The following is a 25,628-nucleotide window of genomic DNA, read 5'->3' on the forward strand; positions in this document are numbered from 1 at the left end:
TCGCGCGCATTTTTATGGCCGAGCAGGCGTTGATGAGTCCGTGGCGAACCCTTCGCCGGAGCAAATGTTCGCCCGCTGGCAGCCGGCGAATGATACTCCCGTTCAGATGACCCGGTTGAACAGGGCAATGGCATCATCCTTCGTGAAGCTTCGGGGATTCCCGCCGGCTGTGGGATCGACCACCGCCATATCGGCCATTTCTTCGATCCGGTTGGTGTCAACGCCAAGCTCGGAAAGCCGCGCAGGAATGCCCAATTCCGCGTTAAGCGCCTCGATCCAGGCAATGACGCCGTCGATCCCGCCCTCCAGGTCAAGATATGCTGCTGCGCGCGCCATCTTGCCCTCGATTTCGGGGCGGTTGAAGCGCAGAACGGTGGGCATGACCACCGCGTTCGTCGTGCCATGATGGGTGTTGTAGACCGCGCCGACGGGGTGGGACAGCGCATGAACCGCACCCAATCCTTTCTGGAAGGCGACAGACCCCATCGCCGCCGCGCTCATCATATGCGCGCGCGCTTTGATGTCCTGCCCGTCCCGGAAGGCGGTCAAAAGGTTCTCCTTGACCAGCCGTAGACCTTCGAGCGCGATCCCGGCGCTCATCGGGTGATAGTGTGGGCTGCAATAGGCTTCGAGGCAATGCGCCAGCGCATCCATGCCTGTCCCGGCCGTGATCGCAGGCGGCATCGAAACGGTCAGCTCCGGATCGCAGATTGTTACCGCCGGGAGCATCCTGGGGTGGAATATCACCTTCTTGCTGTGCGTGGCGGAATTGGTGATGACCGAGGCGCGCCCGACCTCCGAACCAGTCCCGGCGGTGGTTGGCACCGCTACATTGGGAACGATGGCGTCGGCATCGGCCCGCTTCCACCAGTCACCGATATCCTCGAACTCCCAGACGGGCAGAGTCTGCCCCTGCATGAAGGCGACGCATTTCGCAAGGTCGAGACCCGATCCGCCGCCGAAGGCGACGACGCCGTCATGCCCGCCACGCCTGAAGGCGTCAATTCCTGCTGCAAGGTTCACCTCCGTGGGGTTCGGGTCCACTTCGCTGAACATCGCCCGGCCGAGCCCCTCACCTTCGAGGACGTCGAGGGCATGCTGGGTGATGGGCAGATTGCTCAAGCCCCGATCTGTGATCAGCAGCGGATTCCCTATCCCGGCGGAGCGGCAGGCGTCGGCCAGTTCGCTGATCCGCCCGGCCCCGAATCGGATTTCGGTTGGATAGGACCAAGTCGCAGTAAGCGTCATTCGCCTTTCCTCAGGTGATAGGATTTCGGACGGGTCACGGAATGGAAGCCGAGCACAGAAAGCGCTGCGCCGCGGCCGGTGTCTTTGCAGCCTGTCCAGCACAGCGCCGGATCCAGATAATCGCAGCGGTTCATGTAGACCGTGCCCGTGTCCAGCGCGGCGCCGATATGAGAAGCGGCTTCGCTGTCAGCGGTGTAAATCGCAGCCGTTAATCCGTAAGGGCTGTCGTTCATCAACTCGATCGCCTCGTCATCGCCTGCCACGGGCATGATACCGACGACCGGCCCGAAGGTTTCCTCACGCATCACGCGCATCTGGTGGGTGACGTTGGTGAGAACCTGCGGCATCAGGTAAGCGCCGCCGTCGTCCTCGGGGAAGTCGCCTCGGTCGATGTGGGCGGTCGCGCCGGAATTGACCGCTTCTGCCACCTGGACCCGGGCCTCCTCCGCAAAGCGGGGGTGTGCCATCGGGCCGAGGGTCGTCTCGGGATCAAGCGGGTTGCCCAGCTTGAGCGCCCGAGCCCATGCGACGGCTTTCTCGACAAAGGCCTCAAAAAGATCGGCGTGAACATAGATACGCTCGATGCCGCAGCAGCATTGGCCGGCGTTGAACATGGCACCGTCCATGAGCCCGTCTACAGCGCTGTCCAGGTCGGCGTCGGCGCGCACATACCCAGGGTCCTTCCCTCCCAGCTCAAGTCCCAGGGGCAGGAATGTTCCGGCTGCCGCGCGCTCTATCCGCCGGCCGGCAGCGACGGATCCGGTAAAGGACACAAAGTCGAACGCGCGCGCCTCAATCAGGGCTTCTATCGTTGCATGATCTCCGAAGAACGGGGCGAAGATCTCTTCAGGGACGCCGCAATCCGCGAAGGCGCGGACCATGCGCTCGGCGGTCAGCAGCGTCTGCGTCGCCGGCTTGAGCATCACCGCGTTTCCGGCGATTAGCGCAGGTGCGACCGCGTTGATGGCGGTCATGTAGGGATAATTCCAGGGGGCGATGACAAGGCAAACACCGTGGGGCTCGCGTTCGATCCGCCGCTCGAAGCGTTCGGAGGACTCGACAACGAGCGGTGAAAGCGCCTCCGCCGCGATGTCGCACATGTAATAGGCACGCTCGGTCACGCCGCCGAATTCGCCACCGTATCGCACGGGGCGGCCCATCATGCGGGCAAGTTCCTCCACAGCGTCGTCCATGCCCGCAAGGCGCGCGACGCCCTCGCGGACAGCTGTTACCCGGTCTTCCAGCGGCCGAGCAGCCCACTCGGGTTGGGCGCGGCGGACGCGCTCGAGGAGTGCGCCGGCCTGCGTTTCGGTCAAGGCCTCGCGCTCCGCGACGACGGCGCCATCAATCGGCGACACACAGCTTAACGTGGTCATGGTCCTCGGTCATTCGAAGGTAGAGCCGGCGCCGAGCACTCGGCCCCCGGCAAGCCTCGGTACGGCAAGATCAAGTTCGCGCGTTTGCGCGGTCAGGACCGCTCGAACCCGCGGTTGATCTCCCAGTCGGTAACGCGGCGGTCATATTCGCTTTGCTCCCAGCGGGCGGCGTGCACATAGTGGTCAACCACATCGTCGCCAAAGGCGGCGCGCAGCATCTCCGAGCGATCCGCTGCCGCCGCGGCATCGCGCAGGGTCCCCGGGATCACCCGACCGTCGCCGGAATAGGCGTCCCCCTCGAACTCCGGTTCCAACGCGTAACCTCGTTCAATGCCTGCCAGGCCCGCTGCGATTTGCGCGGCAAATGCTAGGTACGGGTTCAGATCAGCACCACCGACCCGGCATTCGACGCGCACTGCTTTTGTTCCTTCTCCGCAGATGCGGTAGCCCGCGGTGCGGTTGTCGCGGCTCCAGACCGCCTTGGTCGGCGCAAAGGTTTGTGCCTGGAAGCGCTTGTAGGAGTTGATGTTCGGCGCAAGGAAGAGGGTGATCTCATCCGCATGCGCCAGCTGTCCCGCAAGATAGGCGCGCATCATGGCCGACATGCCGTACTCACCAGCAGGATCGAAGAATGCCGGCGTGTCCCCGCGCCAGAGCGACTGGTGCAGGTGGCAGGACGAGCCTGCCGCGGCGTAGTCGTACTTGGCCATGAAGGTGGCAGCGCGGCCTTGCTGCCATGCGATCTCCTTTGTCGCGTTCTTGACGAGCACATGGGTGTCCGCAGCCTCCAGAGCATCGGAATATCTGACGTTGATCTCCTCCTGGCCGGCCCAGGCTTCGCCCTTGGTGTTCTCGACCGCTATGCCCGCGCCATAGAGGCCGTTGCGCAGGGCGCGCATGACATTCTCTTCCTTCGAGGTCTGGAAGACGTGGTAGTCCTCATTATAAGGCGCGATGGGGTTCAGATCGCGATAGCCCTTTGCGTGCGCCTCCTCAAAGCTTTCCTGGAAAAGATAGAATTCAAGCTCGGAAGCGAACTTCGCCGTCAGCCCTTTTTCGGCGAGCCGGCGCATCTGGCGCTTCAGGATCGCGCGCGGCGACACGGGGATTTCGTGGTGACCGTGATGGTCAAGGATGTCGCAGAGAACGACGGCCGTCCCCGCCATCCACGGCGTGCGGCGCAATGTCGAGAGGTCCGGCTTCATCATGTAATCGCCGTAGCCCTGTGACCAGGAGGCCGACTTGTAACCCGGCACCGGCTCCATCTCGGCATCGACGGTGAGCAAGTAGTTGCAGGAGTGGGTCTCGTGCACGCCGCTATCAAGGAAATGCCGAGCGTGGAAGCGCTTGCCCATCAACCGGCCCTGCATATCGACCTGAGCCATCACGACCGTGTCGATTTCGCCCGCCGCCAAGGCTTCCTCCAGCTGTTCGACGGTTAGGTTTCCCGGCATGTCCTGTCCTCATACGCGTTTTTGAACGACCTTCCGGTGCCCTCAGAGGCCGCCGGAACAGAATCCAAGCGGCCCCGGGAGCAGAGAGGCCCCGGGGCCGATGACATCAGGCGTACCGGTAAGGCCGGCCCGCCTTACGCATCACGTCGTTATAGTCCTTGATGATCTGGACGACCTTCTGCCGCGTTGCGTTGTCGCCCGCGATCTCGTCCCAGAAAGCCTTGGCCTCTTCCTCGACCTTTGCCCATTCTTCATCGGGAATGGAGGTCAGCTCCATCTTCTCGCCGCGCACGCGAAGCTCGGCCTCGCCACCCCAGTACCACCACTGCCGGTAGTAGTGACTTGAGTCGAACGTGACGCGCAGGAGTTCCTTCAGGTTGTCGGGCAACTCGTTCCAGCGGTCCATATTGGCGAAGAAGTGACCGATCCAGGCGCCGGAGATGTTGTTTGTGAGGAAGTAGTCGGTCACATCGGCCCAGCCCACGGTGTAGTCCTCCGTGATGCCGGACCAGGCGATCCCGTCGAGCTCGCCGGTCTGAACCGCGACCTCGATGTCCTCCCACGGCAGCGTCACCGGCACCACGCCGAAGCGGCTCAGGAAGCGCCCAGCCGTCGGGAACGTGAAAACACGCTTGCCGTTCAGATCCGCTAGGCTGCGGATCGGTTCCTTGGTTGCGAAATGGCAGGGGTCCCAGGCACCCGCGGAGATCCATTTGACGCCGACATCCGCGTACTGCTGATCCCAGATTTCGCCTAGGCCGTACTGGTTGAACAGCACAGGCACATCCAGCGAGTAGCGCAGCGCGAAGGGGAAGTAACCGCCGAACACGCGTACATCCGTGGGCGAGGCCATGGAGTCATCGTCCGACTGAACCGCGTCGATTGTGCCTTGCTGCATGGCGCGGAACAGCTCACCTGTCGGAACAAGCTGATCAGCGAAGTACAGCTCGATCTCCATCTGGCCTTCCGCGATCTTGTTAAAGCTGTCTACGGCTGGCTTGATCACGTGCTCGGCCAGAGCGGGCCCCGCATAAGTTTGCAGACGCCAGCGGATCGGGGACTGCGCTTTGACGTATGGCGCCGCAAGCGCGCCGGTTCCAACGGCGGCACCGGCTACACCGGCTTTACGGAGAAAGTCGCGCCTTGTGGTCATGATGTCCTCCTTTTTTGACTCTCGACCTACGCTCACTTCCCGTAGACCGTCTGCGGCAGCCACAGCGCGATCTGCGGAAACGCTATCACGATCGCCAGCGCCAGGATCATGACTCCGACGAACGGGACGATGGACCTGTAGATGTCACCGATGCTGATCTCCGGGGGCGCCATCGCGCGCATCAGGAAAAGGTTGTAGCCAAACGGCGGCGTCATGTACGCGATCTGGCAGGTGATTGTGTAGAGGACCCCGTACCAGATTAAGTCGTAGCCAAGGCTCGCCACCAACGGAACATAGAGCGGGGCCACGATCACCAGCATGGCGGTGTCATCGAGAAAGGTGCCGAGCAGCAGAAACGAGAGCTGCATCAGTATCAGGATCATCAGCGGATCAAGCGCGAGCCGCTCGACAAACAGCGTCTCGATGGCCCGGACCGCCCCAAGACCATCGAACACGGCCGCAAAACACAGCGCCGCGACGATGATCCACATGAACATGCAGGAGATGCCGAGCGTCTTGGTGACCGAACTCTCGAAGACTTCCCAGGTCAGACGTCTTTTCAGGGCGGCGGCGATCAGCGCCGTGAGTGCCCCCAATGCGGAACTCTCCACGAGGGAAGTCCATCCATTCACGAAGGGCACCATCATGACCGCAAAGATCGCGAGGGGGAGGATGCCGGCGCGCAGTAACCGGAATTTCTCAGCCCGCGACACATTGCGTTCGTCCGCTGGAAGGGCGGGGCCCAGCTTGGGCTGAAAGCGACAGCGAATTGCGATATAGAGGATGAACAGCGTCGCCATCATCAGCCCCGGGATCAGACCGGCAAGCCAGAGTTGACCCACCGGCTGGCGCGCGATCATGGCGTAAAGAACAAGTACGACAGAAGGCGGAACCAATATACCAAGCGATGAGCCCGCCTGGATTACGCCGGTGACCATCCGCTTGTCATAGTTGCGGCGCAGGAGCTCCGGCAGGGCAATCGTGGCGCCGATGGCCATACCCGCGACGGAAAGCCCGTTCATCGCCGAGATCAGGACCATCAGCCCGATCGTGCCGATCGCCAGCCCGCCGTTTACCGGCCCCATCCAGACGTGGAACATCCGGTAAAGGTCATCGGCAAGCCGGCTCTCGGCGATGATGTAGCCCATGAATATGAACATCGGCAGGGTCAGCAGCGGATACCACTTCATGGCCTTCATGGCGGCCGTGAAAGCGAACTGTCCGCCTCCCTCGCCATAGAGAGCAAGCGCTGCAACCACCGCGACGAACCCTATGACGGCGAAGACCCGCTGCCCCGTGAGCAGCATCACCATCATGGAAGCGAACATGGTCAGCGCGATCGCCTCGTATGACACGCTCAAATCTCCTCGCCGCGGGTTATAGCGATGTCACGGATCAGGCACGCTATGGCCTGCAGAAGCATCAAGACGCCTGCCAGGACCATCAGGCTCTTGATCGGCCACATCAGGGGCGCCCAGGCGGAATAGCTACGCTCGTTGTATTCAAGGGCGTAGGTCGTCGATGAAATCCCGCCCCAGATGAAAACGCTCAGATAGACCAGCAGCGCGACGATCGTGAACGCGTCGACCCAGGCGCGCTGACGCCGTGTCCAGCGGCTGTAAAGGAGATCCATGCGGACATGCATGCCCATCTGCATCGAGTAAGGGCCGCCGAGCATGTAGTAGGCGACAAGCGTGAATTGCGCCATCTCCAGCGTCCAGAGCGAGGGCAGGAAAAAGGTCTTGGAGATGGAGGACCACAGCAGGATCGCCATCATCACGAAAAGCAGGTAGATGACGATGCGTCCGATCCGATAGTTGAGACCTTCAACCCAGCGGACATAAGCGCGCGCCCATCCCGGCATGGCTCAGTCCTCCTCGTCCAGTGCGTCGAGGCCGGCACGTACCAGTGCTGCGAGGTCCCGCCCCACGCGATCCTGCGAGTGCGCGTCGGCCACAAGGTCCGAGCGAATTTCGAGCATCACGTTTGGAAGGCCCCGAGGGAGGGCGTGACTGCGCAGGGTGTGTGTAACGCCGTCAGCCGGGCCGTATGGGGCATTGCGTTCGGATCTTAGCCCGGTGACCTGCGTCGCGCGGGCCAGCAACGCGTCGGCGAGACGGCTGTCCGCGTCGTGCAGAACCCCAAGCTCCACCTCACGCCGCTGGCCGTGATAGACCGGCGTGAAGGTATGGACACTGACCAACGCCCGCGGCGCCTTGGTCTCGATCATCGCGACGAGGGTGTCGCGAAACGGCTGAAAGATCGCCGCCGCGCGTCTTTCCCGCTCCTGATCCGAAATACCGGCGTTTCCGGGCACCTCGAACCGCTCACTTTTTGCGGTGATGGCATCAGCGCGTTCGGGTGAACGGTTGCAGTCATAAGCAAGGCGGGAGAAACGCGCAGCAACCAGAGCAGCGTCGAGGTCCTTGGCCATGGTTCGCGCGACGGCGAGCGCTCCGGGGTCCCAAGCCACATGACTTTCCAGTGCCCGGGGCGACAGCCCCAGATCGCCCAATGCCTCCGGCAGCGCAGCGCTCGCATGTTCGCAGACCAGCAGCACATCGCCCTTGCCGGTCTGGTTCTCTACCATCACCGGCGGGCCATCGGAGGGCGTTAACAGCGGATTTAAATTGCTCCCGTCCAGCACCATGTGTAAAGAATTGTTCAGGCTGCTGCGGCCTGTCAATTATTTTATAAGAGAATGCTCCAGCCTCATCGGGCGCGCACGGCAATGACCGATACCACCACCGTCGAGGAACGTCTGCGAGCCAGCTACGACCGGCTTACCCGCGCCGAGCGCCAGGTCGCTGCGGCCCTGCTTGAAAGCTACCCGGCGCTCGGACTGTCCTCGATCACGCATCTCGCGGCGACCGCGAAAGTGTCGACACCGACGGTGCTGCGGCTGGTGCACAAGCTCGGTTACGACGGTTTTGGCGCTTTTCAGGATGCGCTGCGCACGGAACTGCAGGCGCGCATGTCGGGCCCGATGGACAAACGCGCCCTGCGCTCCACCGGGGCACCTGGCGGGCACATCCTCAACCGCTTTGCTGAGGCGGCCGTCACAAACCTTCAAGGCACGCTTGCCCAGATGGAAAGCGAAGGTTTCGACGCTGCAGTGCAGATCATTTCCGATCCCAAGCGGCGCGTGTTTGTAACGGGCGGCCGTATCACGCGCGCTCTTGCGGATTATCTTTTCACTCACCTGCAGGTGTTGCGCCCGGGTGTCACGCAGCTCGGCACCGCCCCCGGAGTTTGGCCGCACTACCTTCTGGACATCGCAGAGGGCGACGTGCTGGTCTTGTTCGACATCCGGCGGTATGAAACCGTCCTTCAACGACTTGCCGAAATGGCTCATGGTCGCGGCGCACAAATCGTGCTCCTGACCGACCAGTGGGGGTCCCCGATCGCGCCACTGGCGCAGCACCGGTTCGCATGCCGGGTTGAGGCGCCCTCGGCGTGGGATTCCACGTTGGCCCTTCTGTTCGTGGTCGAAGCTCTCGTCGGCGGCGTGGAGGAAAAGGCCTGGGCACAGGCCCGCGGGCGGATGCAAACGCTCGAAGACATCTTCGATCAGACCCGACTGTTCCGGAAATTTACCTGACGCTGCTGCGGGAACGCCGCCTCGAAAATGTCGAGCCGGGCCGTCGCCGGTCATCCGCAACTAGGTCAGTGTTGGTCGACAAGGATCGGCAAGGACAAGAACACTTGTTGACACAATAACTTGACGCCGCTGATCTCCCGTGGAAAGTCACTCGGCGCAAGGTGCCCATTCACGGCCTTCTCCACGATTTGCTGGAGCAATCCGGTAAAAGCCGTGTGCTGAATAACATCAAGCCCTTTACTTTACCGTTATTGAGGCACGCATCTATTCCTCGTACGAAGAATTTGCTTGGATCAATTGCGTGCGTGAAGGCGCCTTCACCAGAATCAAGAAATCTGATGTCGCGCTCCCAGCCGACGAATGCGAGCGATCTGTTCGTCGGTTCGTCGTCGCCAAATGTATCGAGACCGAAGGAAAAACGTGCCCGTTGTATTCGCTACGAATTTGCGATGCAGCTTGAGATAACAAGAGGTGCCCGCCGTTCGCCAATCGTGATGCCGAAACGCCGCGTCTCGGCGTTTCGGGATCTCCGAGGTAAGGATGTCGTTTGACGCAACGCCCGTCACGCGGATGGATTGAATTTCTCCGCGTAGATGCGCTTCTTCAGCATGGACCGAGGACGCCAAGAACGCGCAGAAGCTGGCGGCAAGGAGGCAGCGTGCCACCGGCAGACGTATCGTGAGCAATGCATGCTGACATTCAGTTTTTCATACCCAAACCCTCCTTCCCCAGATCCGCCGTCGGGCATAAGATTGCGCCAGCGCGATTGAATAACACGCTTCTCCGGCGCTTCAGCATTTTTGAGACAGGCGCCTCGCTCGCCGGTAAAGTACCCGTCAGGAAAGACAGGGCATTGGTCTCGGCTGGGGGCAGAAGCCGTGCTAGCTGATATCGAAGTTGGGCCGTTTGCGCGGCGCCCCCATCAAGACAATTGCGCGCCGCAAGGCGCGGAGATTCATGTGAGCCGGAATGACTGGATCAGAGACGAACGCAGAGGCCTCGGCAGCATACTACGACGACGCGAATGTCGCAGAGTTTTACCGTCTCTTCTGGGGTGGAAGCGATATTCACATTGGCCGGTACGACAGCGGCGACGAAAGCATTGCCGACGCCTCGGCGGCGATGACGCGTTATCTCATCGGGCTGGCAGGTCTGGACGAAGGGGACAAGGTACTGGATATCGCCTGCGGCTATGGCGGCACATTGAGAATGCTGGCGCACATGGGATGTAAGCCGAACGGCATAGACATCTCCTCGGTCTGCGTGGACGAAGCACGCAGGGCGAATGCCGAACAGGGCCTTGCCGACAGGATCGACGCCGTGGTTGGCGATTTTCATGACATCCCCGTTGAGGCTGACAGTTGGGATGCTGTGATTTGCCAGGACTCGCTAATTCATTCGACCGATCGCCCGCGGGTGTTCTCGGAGGTCTTCCGGGTCCTGCGTCCCGGCGGCATTTTCGCGTTTTCCGACATCATGACAGCAGAGGGCGCCGACCTCGAACTTGTGAACCAGGCTTTCGAGCGGTTGGGCGTCAAAGGAGGGGCGACGCCGCGGGACTATAAGGACATGGCGGTTGCGGCGGGCTTTCAGGTCACCCACGCCGAAGAACGGCCGGCCGATATTCGAACCCACTATGACAAGCTGGCCGAACAGCTTGCGGGGTCGGACACAGGGCTTGCAGCCGAGACGGCGAAGAAAATCGCCGCAAGCATAGGGCGGTGGCAGAAGGCGCTCCATGGCGGTCACATTACGTGGGCCTGTTTCATTGCGAGAAAGCCGGGGTGATCTGCCCCAGATAGCGATATCAGGGCCCGCACCTGAACAAGAGGTATTCCGACGACCGCTCAAATGCTCCACTGCCCGCAGCGGACGCGTGGCCACCGACGAGGCTTCAGAACGCCGCCTTGGTCGGCACCTTCTTGCTCTTGGCTGCACCGGCGGAGCACCAGGCGCGCTCCGTCAAACCTTTGCCCGGCTCACGTGACACTCCGTGCGGCTTTGAGAGTTCCGCGGCCCGTAACGATATAGTCTCAGATTCCTTTCTGAGGAAACATCTGCCCCAAGTGAGAGGAACTATGAAGCATTGCTCTGCATTTCTCGCGCAATATCTTTTGCCTTCTCCCGCAATGCAAATTTCTGAATCTTGCCGGTCGATGTTCTCGGGATGGGGGTGAACAAAAACCTGTCAGGGACTTTGTAAGAGGCCAACTGCTCGCGGCACCACTGGCGGAGATCATCGGCGTCAGCCTGCTCTCCGGCAGCAAGTTCTATGAAGGCGCACGGTCTTTCGCCCCACTTGTCATCGGGCATCGCCACGACTGCCGCAACCGCGACCGCCGGATGCCGATAAAGCGCTTCCTCGACTTCTATGGAGGAAATATTCTCCCCGCCCGAGATGATGATATCCTTTGATCTGTCCTTGAGCTGGATGTAACCGTCGGGATGGATCACCCCGAGATCGCCAGAGTGAAACCAGCCGCCGGCGAAGGCCTTTTGCGTCGCCTCGGCGTCGCGGAAATATCCCTTCATCACGACGTTTCCGCGGAACATGACCTCGCCGAGGGTTTCCCCGTCACGTGGCACAGCGGTCATGGTTTCCGGGTCCAGAACGTCCAGTTGCTCCAGCGGCAGATACCGAACCCCCTGGCGGGATTTCAGCGTGGCCTGCTCGGCCGCAGGTCGTGCTGACCAGTCCTGATGCCAGTCGTTGACCACCGCCGGGCCGTAGGTTTCCGTCAGGCCATAGAGGTGGGTCACGTCAAATCCGGCGGTATTCATGTCCGCCAGAAGCTTTTCCGGGGGCGGCGCGGCGGCGGTGAAGAACTGTACGGTACGCTCAAGATCCCGTTTGACCGCATCGGGCGCCGAGATGATCAGGGACATGACAACCGGCGCGCCGCACAGATGGGTCACGCTCTCGTCCGCAAGCGCCGCCCAGATGGGCTCGGCCCGCACCTGACGCAGGCAAACATGGGTCCCGATGATGGCGGACAGCGTCCAGGGGAAGCACCAGCCGTTGCAGTGAAACATCGGCAGGGTCCAGAGGTAGACCGCATGTTTCTCCATCGACGTGGTCAGCGCGTTACCCTGCGCCAGCAGGTACGCACCCCGGTGATGGCACACCACGCCCTTCGGGTTCCCGGTCGTGCCGGAGGTGTAGTTGATCGAGATCGCGTCCCACTCATCTTCCGGCATCAGCCATGCGAAGTCCGGGTCACCGCCAGACAGGAACGCCTCGTAATCGACGGCTCCAGCGGATGTCTCCGGTCCCGCATATTCCGGGTCATCATACTGGATCAGAGCAGGCGCGACGGATGCCAGCGCGAGCGCTTCCTTCGCCAGCGGCATGAATTCACGGTCGACGATCAGCACTCTGGACATCGCGTGATCAAGCTGAAACGCGACGGTGCCGGCATCCAGGCGGGTGTTGATCGAATGCAGGACGGCTCCGGACATGGGCACGCCGTAGTGGCACTCCAGCATCGCCGGGGTGTTCGCCAGCAATACGGATACGGTATGCCCCCGTCCGATGCCGCATTGCTGCGCCAGGGCAGAAGCAAGCTGCCGCGAGCGCGCGTAGAACGCCGCATAGCTGCGCCGCAAACCGCCGTGAACGATCGCTGTGTGATCAGGAAAGACGCTTGCCGCGCGCTCAAGGAAAGTCAGCGGGGTCAGAGGCTGGAAATTGGCCGGATTGCGATCCAGGTCGGTGTTGTAGGGATTTGCCGGCATGAGATTATGAATCCTGCCACTGGGGCGCGCGTTTCTCGATGAAGGCGCCGATGCCCTCCTCGGCGTCGCGGGCCAGCATATTCTCGACCATCACGTTGGACGCGTAATCATATGCCGCGGCCAGGTCCATCTCGCGCTGCGCGTAGAAGGCTTTTTTCCCGGTAGCGAGCGTCATGCTGGATTTCGACGCGATCTTGCGCGCCATCTCCATGGCGGTCTCGGTAAGGTCGTCGGGCGCGACAGCCCGGTTCACCAGCCCGATCTCGGCCGCGCGGTGCGCAGAGGTCATATCGCCGGTGAGGAGCATCTCCATGGCATGCTTGCCAGCGACGTTGCGCGACAGGGCGACCATCGGGGTGGAGCAGAACAGACCAATATGCACGCCCGGCGTGCTGAACTGCGCCGTATCCGCCGCCACGGCGAGATCGCAACTCGCAACGAGCTGACACCCCGCAGCGGTCGCTACGCCCGCAACCTCGGCAATGACGGGTTTGGGGCAATTCACAATCCCCTGCATGACGCTGGAGCATTGCGCCATGACTTTTGTGAAATACGCCCGTCCACCGTCAGGAGCGTCGCGACCGGCCGTCATTTCCTTGAGGTCGTGCCCCGCACAGAAGGCCGGCCCGTTCGCGGCCAGCACGATCACGCGGACCGTTGGGTCGTCGCCAGCCTCGGCGAAGGTGGCGCCCAATTGCTCAAGCATCGCTGCGGACAACGCATTGCGCCGCGCTGCATCGTTCAGGGTGAGACGCAGAACGCCGTTATTGTCCAGATCGCGCAGCAGAATGTCGCTCGCTTCCATTGGCCCTGTTCCTTTCTTCAATCGGAAACAATGTTGATCTCGACGCCGTCTGCGAGCGTGTTGGCGATGAAGCAGTAGCGATGCGCCCTGTCCTGCATCTGTTCCAACTCGGCTGGATCGACCGTAAAGCCTGTGTCAAAACGCACGACCGGATGCAGGTCTATGCGCGTCACCGACATCTGACCCATGGTATTCTTTCCGAGATGGGCGACAGCACGATCACGATAGCTCGCCACTGGCCAGCCGGCTTTGGCGGCAAGGGCCAGGAACGTCATCATGTGGCAGCTGGACAGCGCCGATGCCAATGCTTGTTCCGGATTGGTGTGGCCGGGGTCCCCGCCCCAATCGGGGGCAGCGTCGACGCGCACGTCATGGCTGTCGTTATATTCGACAGTGTGTGCATTGGAATATTTGCCTGTCTTCAGTTCAGGCTCTGTGCGCTGCCAGTGCAGCTCGATAGAAAGCTCGGACATTTTGGGCTCGAATCTGGTTGATATGATCAGGCGGCGGCCAGTTTCTTCTTCGGGTCGAAGAATGGCCGTTCCACGACCGTGGCTTGAACGGCCCCATCCGGCATGGATACCTCGACTCCCGCACCGATGTGGGCATACGCCACGGCGACCATTGCCAGGGCGATGTTCTGTTGGAGACGGGGGGAATAGACCGCGGATGTGACCTTGCCGATCGTGCTGCCGTCCTTGCTGACAGGCCAGAAGGTGGTGTTTGGTCGCCTGAGCGGTTCGCCTGAAATGCGCAAGCCGACCTGTTTGCGGCTGACCCCGTTTTCCCGAATGCGGCGCAAGGCGGCCTTCCCAATGAAGTCGGCCTCCATGTCGAGGTCAACCAGGCGGTCCAGCCCAAGCTCGTAAGGGTTCGTGTGGATGTCTGCATCGGCATGATAGGACAGCATCGCGCCTTCGATGCGGCGGATGGTCGAGGTGTGGCCAGGTTGCAAGCCGAAGGGTCTCCCGGCCGCCATGATCTTTTCCCACAACTCGTCACCGCGCGCGCTGTCCCGCAGGTAGAGCTCATAACCCAGTTCGCTCGACCAGCCGGTGCGCGAGACGACCAGCGGAATGCCGTCCAGTTCGACCTCGCGCAGCCAGTAATAGCGCAGGTCCATGATGCTCTCTCCAAAGAGCACTCTCATGATTTGCCCGGATTTCGGACCTTGCAACTGGAGTGGCGAAACGTCCGGTTCCCGGATCGTGACATCCAGGCCCGAATGCACGGCCACGCCCTGCGCCCACAGCAGGATGTCGCTGTCGGCAAGGGATAGCCAGAAATGGTTTTCACCGAGCCGCAACAGCACCGGATCGTTCAGGATGCCGCCGTCCGCGTTGGTGATGAGAACATATTTGCATTGCCCGACGCGCAGCTTCGACAGATCGCGCGGTGTCAGAAGCTGCGTGAATTTGGCCGCATCCGGCCCCGTGATCTCGACCTGCCGCTCCACGGCCACGTCGCACAGGATCGCGGTATTCACGAGGTTCCAGAAGTTCTGTTCCGGATCCCCGAAATCGCGCGGGATATACATGTGGTTATAAACCGAAAACCCTTGGGCGCCCCAGCGGACGGTCGCGTCGAAATAGGGGGACTTGCGGATCTGCGTGCCGAAGCCGAAGGAATCTGACTGGGTCATGTCGTTCGCCCTTACCAATCGGCGGGGTCAGAGTGCCGTGGACTATCTCAGTAATGGCGAAGAATAACGCCCCAGGCGCCTTATAGCGGACTAAAGACAAACGGCGCGAAGACTAAACAGGCCATTATGGAAGGCGAGACAGGCCGCTCGGTCGCGTCCGTCTATGGGGCGGCCGTCGCGACCAGCTTGGCAAGGTTGGGGTGACCGGCCTTGATCTGCCGCGTGGCGATGTAGGTCATGTACCTGTCGATGCCGAGATCAGCCGAGAGCAGCGTGTCCATGAGGTTTTGGAAGTCCGGCAGTCCAGGGACGACCACCTTCATGACGTAATCCATGCCGCCGCCCGTGGCCATACATTCGGTAATTTCGTCCAGGTCCCGGATGTAGGCCTCGAACTTGTCAAAGTCCGATTTGCGATGTTGCCGCAAGGCGACAGTCACCACGACTTGTGTGAAGTCCACGATCCGATCGAGGGCGAGGTCAGCATGGTATCCGCGTATGAAACCCGCCGCCTTCAATTTGTCCAGACGGGCCCAACACGGCGTGGGCGACAGATTGACGATCTCGGCCAGCTTGGTCTTGCTCAGTTGGCCATGCTTCTGGATGGCGGCAAGGATACGAATATCGGCTGCATCAAGGCCGGATTTTCTCATACGTGCCCCCTTTCCGGGAGATGCTGAAGACACAACCGAGCCTGTTCACCCAAGACTCGCCTTGCCCAGGAAGGAGCAGGCTCTTGAACAATCCGGTATTCTGCAACGGCTTTTGGCTGATCGCGATCACAGAACGGCTGCGTTGAAGCTTTATGGTGTCTGGCAATCAGATGGCCAAAATTTTACGCAATGTGATCCGCCGCTCAAAGCGGTACCAGTTGCCACTACAGCATCGCCAACGAGCGATGGGTGAGCGTGCATATTCGGCTCAGTGAAAGAAGCCGGTGTCGGCTGCGGGCCCCGGTGCCGGTCTCAAGTCTTCCAACACCCGGGCAATCCTTGAGTTTCGTTCCTGACCACCGGTGTCGAACAGATCACGCTTGTCCTGAAGCAAGCCGCGGCGCAGCAGCTCGGGCATCGCATCATCACGACGGGCGGCTCTTCCTCTCCGAGCCAGCTCATCGACCAGGCCGGTCCGGCCGCGAACGGCTCGTATCATCTCCTGTTCTTCGCGCCCTGGTTCCCGGAAACCGCGCCGAACCCCGAGGTGGCGAAGAAGTTCGTCGAAGCCTGGAACGCCAAGGACTACAACTTTGCCGGCCTGACCGAAGGCTTCCGCGGCTATGACGGCATCATGACGATTGCTGCCGGCATCGAGGCCGCTGGCAAAGCCGAGCCCAAGGCAATCCAGGAAGCGCTTTGGGGCGTCGAGGTCGATGGCGTGAACGGCGATATCTCGTTCATCAAGCAGGGGCCGGAGGGCTGCGAAAGCGGTCAGAACGTTCCGAACGTCTACATCGTGAAGATCGAAGACGGCGAGGTCACCAAGCCATAGCGAGAAGTAGGCGGCCCGGGTCTCGTGCCCGGGTCGTCCTTCGCGCTTCAGGCGGTCCGACGTCAACGAATCTTATCGGGCTGAAGTTTCCTTTCCACCATGCAAGACGGGCACGGGATCAAGGGCCGGCGTCCTTGCATCAACATGAGGCGCTGACGTGGATCAGCTACTGCAGCACCTGCTGAACGCGGTCGTTCTCGGCGGAACCTATGCTCTCCTGGGCATCGGCCTGACGCTGATTTTCGGCATCATGCGCGTGGTGAACTTCACGCACGGCGAGCTGTACACTTTCGGCGCGTACATGATGTTCATGTTCGTGATGTCGATCGGCGTGAATTTCTTTCTCGCGCTGGTGCTCGCCGTCCTGCTGGGCATGCTGCTTGGCGCGGCCATCGAGATCACGCTGTTGCGGCCCATTCGCGGGGCCGACATCGACACCACCATGCTTGTGATGATCGGTGCCTGGATCGCGCTTCAGAATACCGAGCAGTGGGTGTGGACCGGTATTGCGAAGTCGATCGATACCCCGTTTCCGGCCGAGCCGCTCGTCATCGGACCCGTGTCGGTGGCGTGGAGCCGCGTCTTCGTGATCGTGGTTGCGGTCGCCCTCATCATCGGGACTTATCTGCTCATTAATCGGACCAAGCTCGGACAGGCCATGCGCGCCACCTTTCAGGACCCCGAGACGGCCGCGCTCATGGGCGTGAAGATCAATCGCGTCTATACGGCGACCTTTGCTCTCGGCTCCGGCCTTGCGGCGGCGGCGGGCTCTCTGCTTGGGCCTGTCTTCGTTGTCTACCCGACAATGGGCGATCTGGCCGCGCTCAAGTCCTTCGCCATCGTCATCCTTGGCGGCTTGGGCAACCTGGTCGGCGCGACCATCGGCGGCTTTATCCTTGCCTTCATGGAAGAACTCGGGGCCGGTTACGTGTCTTCGGGCTACCGTGACGCCATGGGCTTCCTGCTCATCATTCTGATCCTGTTGTTCAAGCCGACAGGGCTGTTTGCACAGAAGGAGCGGATCGGGTGAAATACGTCGTCAACGGCCTGCTGATCGCCTTCCTGTTCTCCATCCCGCTGTGGCTGGACAACCTGTATTATCTGCACATCCTGATCTCGACAGGCATCTTCATCATCGCGGCGATGAGCCTGAACCTGCTGCTGGGCTACACCGGGCAGCTCAGCCTCGGCCATGTCGCGTTCTTCGGCATCGGCGCCTATACCAGCGCCCTGATATCCCTCGGCTTCGACCTGCGGATCTCCGATACGTACACCTACGTGTTCGATCCCAAGCCGGTCTGGTTCGCCATGCTTTGCGGCATCCTCGTCGCCGCGTTCTTCGGCTGGCTTATCGGAAAGCTGTCCTTCAAGGTCCGCGGCGCCTACTTCGTCATCGTCACGATCAGCTTTGCCGAAGTGACGCGCCTCGTCGCGCTCAACTGGGTCGACCTGACGGAGGGGCCGATGGCGCTGAACAACATACCGCCCGTTTCGCTGTCCATCCCCGGCGTCTGGAGCATGACCTTCTGGCAGAAAGAGCCGAACTACTACCTCGTGCTGGTTTTCTGCATCATCGCGTATTTCATCATCTACCGGCTTGTGAATTCCCGCGCCGGGCGTGCCATGGTCGCGCTGCGCGAAAACGAGCCCCTCGCGACCTCCGTGGGCGTGGACGTCACGAAATATCTTGTGCTGGCGACGGTTGTCGCCGCCGGTCTCGCGGGCGCCGCCGGCGGGCTTTACACGCACTATGTCCGGATCGTCGATCCCGATGTGTTCCTGTTCATCTACACCGTCACGATGGTCATCATGGTCATCACCGGCGGGAAGGGGACACTTGCCGGTCCGGTTGTCGGAGGCCTGATCTTCGGGATCCTGCCGGAGGTGCTCCGTGAGTTCGCCGCGCCGGAGGTCCAGTGGATCATCTACGGCATCCTGATGATCCTGGTGGTCTTCTTCCTGCCGCAGGGGATCGCGCCCGCCGCGGTCTCGGCCTGGAAACGCTTGATGTCGATCTTCCGGTCTCAGGAAAGCGCCTCGCCAGGCGGCGCGCTCACCGAACAAGGTGGAGAAAGGGCGGGTCAATGAGTGCTGAAGCTATCCCTTCTGCTCCGCGCGATGACTATACGCAGGCCCTCGTCGTGGACTCCCTGTCGGTGCGGTTTGGCGGCCTGCTCGCTATCGAAAGCATGAGCTTTCATGTCAACGAGGGCGAGGTGCTCAGCCTGATAGGTCCTAACGGCGCGGGAAAGACCACCGCCTTCAATGCGATCACGGGGTATCTCCAGCCGAGCAGAGGCGAGATTCGCTACCGTGGGGAACCGCTCACCGGCCTTCCGCCCAATGAGATCGCCGAGCGCGGCGTCATTCGCACATTCCAGAAAACAAGCGTCTTCGGCGGGGAAACCGTGCTCGACAACATATTGATCGGGCTGCACCGCAAGTCGCGCCAGAAGGCGTGGCAGATCATCCTCGGATTGCCGAGCGTGTATCGCGAAGAGCGTCAGCTTCGCGAGCGGGCCATGGAGATCCTCGCCTTCATCGGACTGGAGAAACGGGCCGGTGAACTCGGGGCCGCGCTCCCCTATGGCGAGCAGCGGCTGCTTGAAGTGGCCATTGCATTGGCCGCCGAGCCAACGCTTCTTCTCCTCGACGAACCGGTTTCCGGGATGAACCCATCGGAGACCTCCAGCTTCATGGACAAGCTGGCCGAGATCCGCAAGCTCGATGTGACCGTGCTTCTGGTCGAGCACGACATGCGCATGGTCATGGGCGTTTCCGATCGCGTCATTGTCCTCAACCAGGGACGCATCATCGCTGACGGTGCGCCCGAGGACGTGCAGAACAACCCCGATGTGATCCGGGCATACCTGGGGGATAGGTATCAGCGTGCTGAAGGTTGAAGGACTCCACTGCAACTACGGCAAGGTCAGTGCCGTCCGCGACCTCAACATGGAGGTGGCGGAAGGTGAACTCGTCACGCTCATCGGCGCAAACGGGGCCGGCAAGACGACGACGCTGAAGGCGATTTCCGGCCTCCTGCCCCCGACCGAGGGCCGCATTGTCTTCGACGGTGAGGACATCACCAATGCCTCGCCGCGGCGTATCCTCGAATTGGGCATCGCTCACTGCCCCGAGGGACGGCGGGTCTTTCCCTATATGAGTGTGCGTGAAAACCTGGAGATGGGCTGTTTCCTGCGTAGCGATCCGGCGATCCAGGACGACATGGAAAATATCTTCGCGCGATTCCCCGTCCTGCGCGAGCGCCGCGATCAGGCCGCCGGCACGCTCTCGGGCGGCGAGCAGCAGATGCTGGCGATCTCGCGGGCGCTGATGTCCCGCCCGAAACTTATCCTGTTCGATGAGCCGTCGCTCGGCCTCGCGCCCAACCTCGTGGAGCGCACTTTCGAGATCGTGCGCGAAATCCGCGAGAAGGACGGCGTAACGGTGGTGATGGTCGAGCAGAACGCCTTTGCGGCGCTGGAACTGTGCGACCACTCCTACGTCCTGGAGTCCGGGGAGACCACGCTTCAGGGCACGGGTGAGGAACTTCTTCGCGACGAGCACGTGCGCAAGGCGTATCTGGGCGGCTAATCCTTCGCCGGCAACCGGCTGGTCGCGACGGCGGGGGCGCTTGCGAACTTAACGGCCGAAGAGCCGGACGAAGAACGCGCGGATGCGCTGCCAGACCACCGAAAAGAACATCCCACCGGCGTCCAGCGCCTGTGCTTCGCCGCGCGCTTGTTCGCCGCGGCCAGAAAGCCGGCCTTCGAGGTTCGCGGCGAACGCCGCCGCCATGCGCGAGACAAGATCGCGCACCAATCTGGAGCGGCTGAACTGTGCCAGCGGGCCGGCGACCGCATACGCCAGATCGACATGAACGCGGGTGGCGTTGCCGCCGTCCGTCTCTTCGAGCCGGTAATCGACCCGTCCGCGCACGCGCGAGGCGCTCTTGCTGTCGCGCCCGGCGCCTTCGACAACTCCTTGATAGTGCGCATCGTCGATGGCTACCTCGCCCTCGCCGGCGAAGCTGGGGGTCATGGGGCCAAGCTTGACCGATATGCGCCCGGCCAGCTTGCCGTCCCTGACCGGGCCGTCCAGCGTCACGCCGGGCATGCAGGTTGCAACCTTCTCGACATCGGCCATGGTGCGCCAAACGGCCTCGCGCGGATACGCGACGACGAAGCTCTGGCTGAGCCGTGTGAAACCGCCTTCCTCGCGGATTTCACCGACCTCCACCTCGATATCGTGCGCCGGGGCGGCGGTCGTCGCGGAGGTCGCAGGGGGCGCGGTTTGGTCCGGTCCGGGGGCGGGGGCCCTTTCGCCGGAACCGGCGGCAAACCGCGGCGCGTCCGGGCCGGGTGCGGGCCCAAGACGCCGGACTGTGGCGTCGGCGTCTGCCCCCGCGCCGGCATCCTGCATCACGCTGGCGATCGCCGCGGTAATGCCCATGTAGCCGGTGCAGCGGCACAGATTGCCACTCATCTCCTTGCGAATTTCCTGGTCGCTCAACCCCTTCTTCCGCCGGATGAGGTCGCGTGCGGCGATCAGCATCCCCGGCGTACAGTACCCGCACTGCAGCGCATGGTTCTCCGAGAAAGCCCGGCGCAGCCGCGCCATCAGAGGGTCGGTGTCGAATCCCTCGATCGTGCGGATGTTCGCGCCGTCGCATGCCACGGCATAGGTGATGCACGAGCGCGCGATCTCTCCGTCGATTTCCACCGTGCAGGCGCCGCAGATACCGTGCTCGCAGCCCAGATGCGTGCCGGTGAGCAGCAATTGCTCGCGCAGGCAATCCGCGAGGTGGGTGCGCGGCGCGACGTCCACGCGCATATCCTTGCCGTTGACGTTGAGCGCGATGGTCTTCATGCGCGGCAGGCCTCCGTGATGGCGCGTGTCAGCGCGACCGCGTGGGTTTGCAGCTCATAGGCGTCCAGCCCCGGCTCATGGGCGGCGATAGCCTCCCGTGCCGCGTTTGAAAGCTGCGCGTCCGGTGGCGGCAACGGCTGATCCGCCGCCAGCCCGAGCGCCTCTGCGTCGAGCACGATGGGGGCGCCCTGCGTTGCCCCGACGACGAAGCGCATAACGTCGCGTTCGGGATCGCTGACCGCCACGCCGATCGCATCGGCAAACTCGCCGGTCTTGCGGCAGATCTTGGCATAGCCACCGCGTGCGCTGGCCGAGAGCCGCGGGATCGAGATACCGTCGATGATTTCGTCGGGGCCGAGATCGCTCATCATCGCGCCACGCGCGAAGTCCGACAGCTTGAGCGTGCGCGCGCCGGCCGCCCCGGTCAGGTGCAGCGATGCGTCGAGCGCCAGGAAACAGGACAGCCAGTCCGCCGCCGGGTCGCAATGCGCGAGGCTCCCGCCGAGCGTGCCGCGCGTGCGCACCGCACGATAGGCGATGCCGGAAGCCACTCGGCGCATCAGGCCACCGGCCGGATCAGGCACGAGGCCATCCTCCACCGCGGCATGGGATACGCAGGCGCCGAAGGTAATCCGGTCATTTTTCTCCTCGACCCGCAGCAAGTCTTTGATACGGGTGATGTCGATCAGCAGGTCCGGCCTTGCCAGCCGGAGATTGAGCATCGGTCCGAGGGTCTGGCCTCCCGCGATCAACTTGGCGCCCGGCGCTTGGGTGAGCAGACTCACGGCTTCGTCGAGTTGCGCGGGACATTCATAGTCGAAAGCCGCTGCCTTCATGCGCGCGCCTCCGCGGCCCGTTGCTGGCCAGCCCTGGCGGCCTCGATCGCCTCGACGATGCGCCGCGGCGTCACCGGCGAAACGGCCAGTTCCGCGCCGAGCGGGCGCAGGGCGTCGTTTATGGCATTGGTGATTGCCGCCGGCGGGGCGATCGCGCCGCCTTCGCCGATCCCCTTCACGCCGAATTGGGTGTAAGGCGAGGGCGTCTCCATGTGGAAGATACGCAGCGGCGGCACCTCGGTCGGACCGGGCAGGATGTAGTCGGACAGCGTTGAGGCCAGCGGCTGGCCTTGCGCGTCGAAGAGCATCTCTTCGTAGAGCGCGGTGCCGACCCCTTGCGCGACGCCGCCGATGATCTGGCCGTCCACGATCATGGGGTTCACGAGCACGCCGCCATCCTCGACGATCACGTAGTCCAGAAGCTCGACCTCGCCAGTCTGCGGATCAACGGCGACCGTCACGGCGTGGGTGGCGTAGCTGAAGGTGCCGGAATCCCTCTCCGGCTTGTAGCCCGCCGTTACGTCGAGCCCGCCGGGGTTGACGTCCGGCGGCAGGTCCTGCGGCTTGCGGTACCAGGTGCGCGCGACTTCGGTGATCGGGATACTGCCGGACGGGCCGATGACTTCGCCGTTTTCAAGCCGCACGCTTGCTTCGTCGCATTGCAGCAGCGCCGCGCCGATGCGCTTGAGCCTGTCGGCCAGCTCATGACAGGCGCGGGCGACCGCGCCGCCTGACATCACCATGGAGCGCGAGCCCCAGGTTCCGGTGGAATACGGCGTCAGGCTGGTGTCGCCGTGAACCAGCCGCACGCGCTCGATGGGCAGCCCAAGGATTTCGTTCGCGACCTGCGCCATGGTGGTTTCCATGCCCTGACCATGCGAGTGCGCGCCGATGCGCAACTCCAGCCCGCCATCGGGCGTCATGCGGGCGCTGCACTGCTCGTGTCCGGGCACCATGGGAATGCCCCATCCCGCATAGACGCTGGTGCCGTGCGCGGCCTGCTCGCAGTACATGGCAAAGCCGATGCCGATCAGCCGGCCGTCCGGCTCGCCCTGCTCCTGGCGCTTGCGCACCCCTTCAAGGTCGATCGCCTCGATAGTGCGGTTGAGACATTCCGGGTAGTCGCCGCTGTCGAAATGCTTTCCCGTAATATTGTCGAACGGCATCTGATCCGGGCGGACGAGGTTGGCGTGGCGCACCTTCGTCGGCTCCAGCGAGAGTTCGCGCGCGAGCGCGTCGATGATCAACTCCATTGCGAAGCACACCCCGGTGCGCGCCACCCCTCGATACGGAAGGATCGGCGGCTTGTTTGTGGCGGCCGAATAGGTGCGGCAGCGATAGGCATCGAAATCGTAGACGCCGGGCAGGATGCTGCCCACCTGGGCGGCCTCGAGACAGGCGGAAAAGGGGTAGGCGGAATAGGCCCCGGAGTCGACGGTCGCCTCCGCGTCTATGGCGAGCAGCTTGCCGTCGGCATCGCCATAGGCGGTAATGACGTAGTGATGCTCCCGGCAGTTGGCCGAGGCGGTCAGGTTCTCCCGCCGGTCCTCCAGCCAGCGCAGCGGGAAGCCGAGCCGCCGCGCGCCCCAGGCGAGACAGACCTCCTCGGGCAGCAGAATGCCCTTGTAGCCGAACCCGCCGCCGACATCCGGCGCCACGACGCGGATCTGTCCTTCCTCAAGCCCGAGACACTCCGACAAACCGGAGCGCACGATGTGCGACATCTGGGTGGAGGAATAGACAAGGAGTTGCTCCATCCGGGGCTGCCACTGCGCGATCGCGCCGCGTCCCTCGATCGGACTCATGCACTGGCGCGCGGTGCGGAATTCGCGTGTGACAACGGCGGCTGCGCGCTCTCGGACGGCGTCGATGTCGCCGTCAATGAAGGTTTCCAGGAAGAGGTTGTCACCCCATTCCTCGTGCACCAGCGGCGCATCGGCCTCGCGCGCCTGCAGCATGTCATGGACCGCGGGCAATTCCTCGAAATCCACCGAGACGGATTCGGCGATGTCCTCGGCCTCCGCGCGGGTCGGAGCGACGCACATCGCGATCAGTTCGCCGACGTGGCGGACTTTTCTGTCGGCAAGCGCCGGCTGGCCCGAGACCTTGAAGCCCTTCAGGGCCGAGCGCGCATAGATGGGCGCCACGCCTTCCATGTCGCGGCAGGTGAAAACGCGCTCGACGTGTTCTTCCGGGATGTGAACATCACGGATGAGGCCGTGCGCGATCGGACTGCGGACGAACGCGACCTCCTGCATGCCCGCCAGCTGGATGTCGCCGACATATTCGCCCTGACCGCGCATGTAGCGGTCGTCTTCCTTGCGCAGAACCCGTGCGCCGACGCCCGAACCGGTCAACCGCCCCTCTCCCGCGAATGTTGCGGCCAACGCTCATGCGACCACCCGGCAAGGGCGAACGCAGGAACTTTGCTTAATATTAGAACAATAAGACCTATGCTACCGGCTGGCCGCGCTGGATTCAAGCGGCAATCCGTCCCGGTCGGGCTCCCGGTCGTGGGTGGCGGCAGCCGGTCTCGCCGGCTCAGCCCTCATTCTGTCCGCGATTGAACAACTCGATATTGAGCTGAACGCAGTCGCCCGGATAGATGATCTCGCCCAGATAGATCAGCACACCTTCGGTGTCGGTGACGAAACAGCGCGCCTCTGCGACAGGCGCATTCAGATCGATCTCGAGGTGCTCGGCCACTTCGACATCCGCCGCGCCGATCGTCAGGATCTGGTGCGCACGGGCGATTTCAAGGTCGGGGAATTCAGCAATCACCGCCAAGGCGGCGTGCTTGCCGAATTCTGCTGGAGCCTGATTATAAATGTGGTCAGCGACATAGACATCGGCGAGCGCATAGGGGTCCTCGCCGCGCATCTGGATGCTGCGAAAGAACATGTAGCCGGATGCCGGCTCGCCTTCGTCCGGTTCGACCCGCAAGGTGGGAGCATGCTCGATCTGGAGAAAGCGGGGAACGTTGTGCTTGATGGGACGGACCATCTCGTCCCAATCGGTCGCGAGTTCGAGCCAGCGCCGGCTTTCGGGCACGCGGGTGACGAAGGTGCCCTTGCCCTGGTGTGACCGCAGGATACCCTCACTCTGTAGCAGGTCGATCGCCTGGCGAACCGTGACACGCGCGACCTGGAATTCCTGTTCCAGAGTCTCCAATGTCGCAATTTTCTCGCCTACGGCCCACTTGCCGTTCTTGATGCGCTGGCGCAGCGCGGAGGCCACCTGCAGATAGCGCGGTACCCGGTTGTGCGCATCCAGTTCGCTCTTTCTTCGGATCGTCTTTTTCATCGTCTCGCTTTACTAATGGGGCGGGGTCGCGCTCGGCATCATATGTCCAAAGGCCTAACGGAGGCCGGGCGCGCGGTCGAAGCCATTGCGGTGTGCCTCAGCACGCGGGACGTTCCAC

General features: G+C 62.6%; 24 protein-coding genes. 7 read left to right on the plus strand and 17 right to left on the minus strand.

Annotated features, from left to right (window positions below; genetic code table 11):
- Positions 1-102 precede the first annotated feature (102 nt).
- The 7 genes from BXY53_RS10760 to BXY53_RS10790 form a co-directional block, all read right to left on the minus strand.
- On the minus strand, positions 103-1,248 hold the full coding sequence (locus tag BXY53_RS10760; RefSeq protein ID WP_119061998.1) for an iron-containing alcohol dehydrogenase: 1,146 nt from the start codon (positions 1,246-1,248) through the stop codon (positions 103-105).
- On the minus strand, positions 1,245-2,624 hold the full coding sequence (locus BXY53_RS10765) for an aldehyde dehydrogenase family protein (RefSeq protein WP_119061999.1): 1,380 nt from the start codon (positions 2,622-2,624) through the stop codon (positions 1,245-1,247). The genes BXY53_RS10760 and BXY53_RS10765 overlap by 4 nt, the downstream gene beginning before the upstream one ends.
- 92 nt (positions 2,625-2,716) lie before the next feature.
- On the minus strand, positions 2,717-4,078 hold the full coding sequence (locus BXY53_RS10770) for a glutamine synthetase family protein (RefSeq protein WP_119062000.1): 1,362 nt from the start codon (positions 4,076-4,078) through the stop codon (positions 2,717-2,719).
- Between the two features lie 106 nt (positions 4,079-4,184).
- Positions 4,185-5,231: a TRAP transporter substrate-binding protein DctP gene (gene dctP / locus BXY53_RS10775; protein WP_119062001.1), complete on the minus strand. Its 1,047-nt coding sequence runs from the start codon at positions 5,229-5,231 to the stop codon at positions 4,185-4,187.
- Positions 5,232-5,263: 32 nt separating this feature from the next.
- Positions 5,264-6,586, minus strand: a complete 1,323-nt coding sequence (locus tag BXY53_RS10780) for a TRAP transporter large permease (protein WP_119062002.1) — start codon at positions 6,584-6,586, stop codon at positions 5,264-5,266.
- Between the two features lie 2 nt (positions 6,587-6,588).
- Positions 6,589-7,095, minus strand: a complete 507-nt coding sequence (locus BXY53_RS10785) for a TRAP transporter small permease subunit (RefSeq protein WP_119062003.1) — start codon at positions 7,093-7,095, stop codon at positions 6,589-6,591.
- 3 nt (positions 7,096-7,098) lie between these two features.
- Positions 7,099-7,881: an N-formylglutamate amidohydrolase gene (locus BXY53_RS10790; RefSeq protein WP_245410445.1), complete on the minus strand. Its 783-nt coding sequence runs from the start codon at positions 7,879-7,881 to the stop codon at positions 7,099-7,101.
- 81 nt (positions 7,882-7,962) lie between these two features.
- Between BXY53_RS10790 and BXY53_RS10795 the strand changes: the two genes are divergently transcribed.
- Together BXY53_RS10795 and BXY53_RS10800 are read left to right on the plus strand one after the other, a co-directional pair.
- Entirely contained in the window at positions 7,963-8,832 is an 870-nt protein-coding gene (locus tag BXY53_RS10795) for a MurR/RpiR family transcriptional regulator (protein ID WP_119062004.1), read from the plus strand.
- Between the two features lie 969 nt (positions 8,833-9,801).
- The gene (locus tag BXY53_RS10800; RefSeq protein ID WP_119062005.1) at positions 9,802-10,620 is read left to right on the plus strand and encodes an SAM-dependent methyltransferase; all 819 of its coding nucleotides are present in this window, start codon (positions 9,802-9,804) and stop codon (positions 10,618-10,620) included.
- A gap of 288 nt (positions 10,621-10,908) precedes the next feature.
- On the opposite strand, the gene BXY53_RS10805 is transcribed toward BXY53_RS10800, so the two are convergent.
- From BXY53_RS10805 to BXY53_RS14160, 6 genes are all read right to left on the minus strand, one after another.
- A complete protein-coding gene (locus BXY53_RS10805; RefSeq protein WP_119062006.1) occupies positions 10,909-12,567 on the minus strand; it encodes an acyl-CoA synthetase in 1,659 nt (552 codons plus the stop codon).
- A gap of 4 nt (positions 12,568-12,571) precedes the next feature.
- Positions 12,572-13,372 (minus strand): enoyl-CoA hydratase, encoded by an 801-nt coding sequence (locus tag BXY53_RS10810; protein WP_119062007.1) that lies wholly within the window; start codon positions 13,370-13,372, stop codon positions 12,572-12,574.
- Between the two features lie 17 nt (positions 13,373-13,389).
- Positions 13,390-13,845 (minus strand): OsmC family protein, encoded by a 456-nt coding sequence (locus BXY53_RS10815; protein WP_119062008.1) that lies wholly within the window; start codon positions 13,843-13,845, stop codon positions 13,390-13,392.
- A 26-nt stretch (positions 13,846-13,871) separates the two neighbouring features.
- Positions 13,872-15,014, minus strand: a complete 1,143-nt coding sequence (locus BXY53_RS10820) for a glycine cleavage T C-terminal barrel domain-containing protein (protein ID WP_119062009.1) — start codon at positions 15,012-15,014, stop codon at positions 13,872-13,874.
- A 161-nt stretch (positions 15,015-15,175) separates the two neighbouring features.
- Positions 15,176-15,667 (minus strand): Lrp/AsnC family transcriptional regulator, encoded by a 492-nt coding sequence (locus BXY53_RS10825; RefSeq protein WP_119062010.1) that lies wholly within the window; start codon positions 15,665-15,667, stop codon positions 15,176-15,178.
- Between the two features lie 268 nt (positions 15,668-15,935).
- Positions 15,936-16,085 (minus strand): hypothetical protein, encoded by a 150-nt coding sequence (locus tag BXY53_RS14160; protein WP_170144421.1) that lies wholly within the window; start codon positions 16,083-16,085, stop codon positions 15,936-15,938.
- Between BXY53_RS14160 and BXY53_RS10830 the strand changes: the two genes are divergently transcribed.
- The 5 genes from BXY53_RS10830 (at position 16,053) to BXY53_RS10850 (ending at position 20,096) form a co-directional block, all read left to right on the plus strand.
- A complete protein-coding gene (locus BXY53_RS10830; protein ID WP_245410456.1) occupies positions 16,053-16,502 on the plus strand; it encodes an ABC transporter substrate-binding protein in 450 nt (149 codons plus the stop codon). The two genes, BXY53_RS14160 and BXY53_RS10830, sit on opposite strands and share 33 nt — an antisense overlap.
- Positions 16,503-16,659: 157 nt before the next feature.
- The gene (locus tag BXY53_RS10835; RefSeq protein WP_119062012.1) at positions 16,660-17,532 is read left to right on the plus strand and encodes a branched-chain amino acid ABC transporter permease; all 873 of its coding nucleotides are present in this window, start codon (positions 16,660-16,662) and stop codon (positions 17,530-17,532) included.
- On the plus strand, positions 17,529-18,590 hold the full coding sequence (locus tag BXY53_RS10840) for a branched-chain amino acid ABC transporter permease (RefSeq protein ID WP_119062013.1): 1,062 nt from the start codon (positions 17,529-17,531) through the stop codon (positions 18,588-18,590). Before BXY53_RS10835 ends, BXY53_RS10840 begins: the two co-directional genes overlap by 4 nt.
- Positions 18,587-19,405: an ABC transporter ATP-binding protein gene (locus BXY53_RS10845; RefSeq protein ID WP_119062014.1), complete on the plus strand. Its 819-nt coding sequence runs from the start codon at positions 18,587-18,589 to the stop codon at positions 19,403-19,405. The genes BXY53_RS10840 and BXY53_RS10845 overlap by 4 nt, the downstream gene beginning before the upstream one ends.
- Positions 19,392-20,096, plus strand: a complete 705-nt coding sequence (locus BXY53_RS10850; protein WP_119062015.1) for an ABC transporter ATP-binding protein — start codon at positions 19,392-19,394, stop codon at positions 20,094-20,096. Before BXY53_RS10845 ends, BXY53_RS10850 begins: the two co-directional genes overlap by 14 nt.
- Positions 20,097-20,144: 48 nt before the next feature.
- Here BXY53_RS10850 and BXY53_RS10855 read toward each other — a convergent pair whose 3' ends face one another.
- The 4 genes from BXY53_RS10855 to BXY53_RS10870 form a co-directional block, all read right to left on the minus strand.
- Positions 20,145-21,371 carry a xanthine dehydrogenase family Fe-S subunit gene (locus tag BXY53_RS10855; protein WP_119062016.1) on the minus strand — a complete coding sequence of 409 codons (1,227 nt, stop codon included), beginning with the start codon at positions 21,369-21,371 and terminating at the stop codon, positions 20,145-20,147.
- On the minus strand, positions 21,368-22,207 hold the full coding sequence (locus BXY53_RS10860) for an FAD binding domain-containing protein (protein ID WP_119062017.1): 840 nt from the start codon (positions 22,205-22,207) through the stop codon (positions 21,368-21,370). Before BXY53_RS10860 ends, BXY53_RS10855 begins: the two co-directional genes overlap by 4 nt.
- Positions 22,204-24,510 carry a xanthine dehydrogenase family protein molybdopterin-binding subunit gene (locus BXY53_RS10865; protein ID WP_119062183.1) on the minus strand — a complete coding sequence of 769 codons (2,307 nt, stop codon included), beginning with the start codon at positions 24,508-24,510 and terminating at the stop codon, positions 22,204-22,206. The genes BXY53_RS10860 and BXY53_RS10865 overlap by 4 nt, the downstream gene beginning before the upstream one ends.
- 238 nt (positions 24,511-24,748) lie before the next feature.
- Positions 24,749-25,510 carry a GntR family transcriptional regulator gene (locus tag BXY53_RS10870; RefSeq protein WP_119062018.1) on the minus strand — a complete coding sequence of 254 codons (762 nt, stop codon included), beginning with the start codon at positions 25,508-25,510 and terminating at the stop codon, positions 24,749-24,751.
- Between the last annotated feature and the right edge of the window lie 118 nt (positions 25,511-25,628).

The organism is Dichotomicrobium thermohalophilum (genome assembly GCF_003550175.1).
In the GTDB taxonomy this organism is placed as follows: domain Bacteria; phylum Pseudomonadota; class Alphaproteobacteria; order Rhizobiales; family Rhodomicrobiaceae; genus Dichotomicrobium; species Dichotomicrobium thermohalophilum.

What these genes read in the sequence shown, in the direction of transcription:
- BXY53_RS10855 (WP_119062016.1), bottom strand. Translation starts at nt 21,371, where the DNA reads ATGAAGACCATCGCGCTCAACGTCAACGGCAAGGATATGCGCGTGGAC.
- BXY53_RS10815 (WP_119062008.1), bottom strand. Translation starts at nt 13,845, where the DNA reads ATGTCCGAGCTTTCTATCGAGCTGCACTGGCAGCGCACAGAGCCTGAA.
- BXY53_RS10770 (WP_119062000.1), bottom strand. Translation starts at nt 4,078, where the DNA reads ATGCCGGGAAACCTAACCGTCGAACAGCTGGAGGAAGCCTTGGCGGCG.
- BXY53_RS10845 (WP_119062014.1), top strand. Translation starts at nt 18,587, where the DNA reads ATGAGTGCTGAAGCTATCCCTTCTGCTCCGCGCGATGACTATACGCAG.
- BXY53_RS10800 (WP_119062005.1), top strand. Translation starts at nt 9,802, where the DNA reads ATGACTGGATCAGAGACGAACGCAGAGGCCTCGGCAGCATACTACGAC.
- BXY53_RS10785 (WP_119062003.1), bottom strand. Translation starts at nt 7,095, where the DNA reads ATGCCGGGATGGGCGCGCGCTTATGTCCGCTGGGTTGAAGGTCTCAAC.
- BXY53_RS10870 (WP_119062018.1), bottom strand. Translation starts at nt 25,510, where the DNA reads ATGAAAAAGACGATCCGAAGAAAGAGCGAACTGGATGCGCACAACCGG.
- dctP (WP_119062001.1), bottom strand. Translation starts at nt 5,231, where the DNA reads ATGACCACAAGGCGCGACTTTCTCCGTAAAGCCGGTGTAGCCGGTGCC.
- BXY53_RS10825 (WP_119062010.1), bottom strand. Translation starts at nt 15,667, where the DNA reads ATGAGAAAATCCGGCCTTGATGCAGCCGATATTCGTATCCTTGCCGCC.
- BXY53_RS10810 (WP_119062007.1), bottom strand. Translation starts at nt 13,372, where the DNA reads ATGGAAGCGAGCGACATTCTGCTGCGCGATCTGGACAATAACGGCGTT.
- BXY53_RS10860 (WP_119062017.1), bottom strand. Translation starts at nt 22,207, where the DNA reads ATGAAGGCAGCGGCTTTCGACTATGAATGTCCCGCGCAACTCGACGAA.
- BXY53_RS10865 (WP_119062183.1), bottom strand. Translation starts at nt 24,510, where the DNA reads ATGCGCGGTCAGGGCGAATATGTCGGCGACATCCAGCTGGCGGGCATG.
- BXY53_RS10805 (WP_119062006.1), bottom strand. Translation starts at nt 12,567, where the DNA reads ATGCCGGCAAATCCCTACAACACCGACCTGGATCGCAATCCGGCCAAT.
- BXY53_RS10790 (WP_245410445.1), bottom strand. Translation starts at nt 7,881, where the DNA reads ATGGTGCTGGACGGGAGCAATTTAAATCCGCTGTTAACGCCCTCCGAT.
- BXY53_RS10820 (WP_119062009.1), bottom strand. Translation starts at nt 15,014, where the DNA reads ATGACCCAGTCAGATTCCTTCGGCTTCGGCACGCAGATCCGCAAGTCC.
- BXY53_RS10795 (WP_119062004.1), top strand. Translation starts at nt 7,963, where the DNA reads ATGACCGATACCACCACCGTCGAGGAACGTCTGCGAGCCAGCTACGAC.
- BXY53_RS14160 (WP_170144421.1), bottom strand. Translation starts at nt 16,085, where the DNA reads ATGCCCGAGCTGCTGCGCCGCGGCTTGCTTCAGGACAAGCGTGATCTG.
- BXY53_RS10760 (WP_119061998.1), bottom strand. Translation starts at nt 1,248, where the DNA reads ATGACGCTTACTGCGACTTGGTCCTATCCAACCGAAATCCGATTCGGG.
- BXY53_RS10765 (WP_119061999.1), bottom strand. Translation starts at nt 2,624, where the DNA reads ATGACCACGTTAAGCTGTGTGTCGCCGATTGATGGCGCCGTCGTCGCG.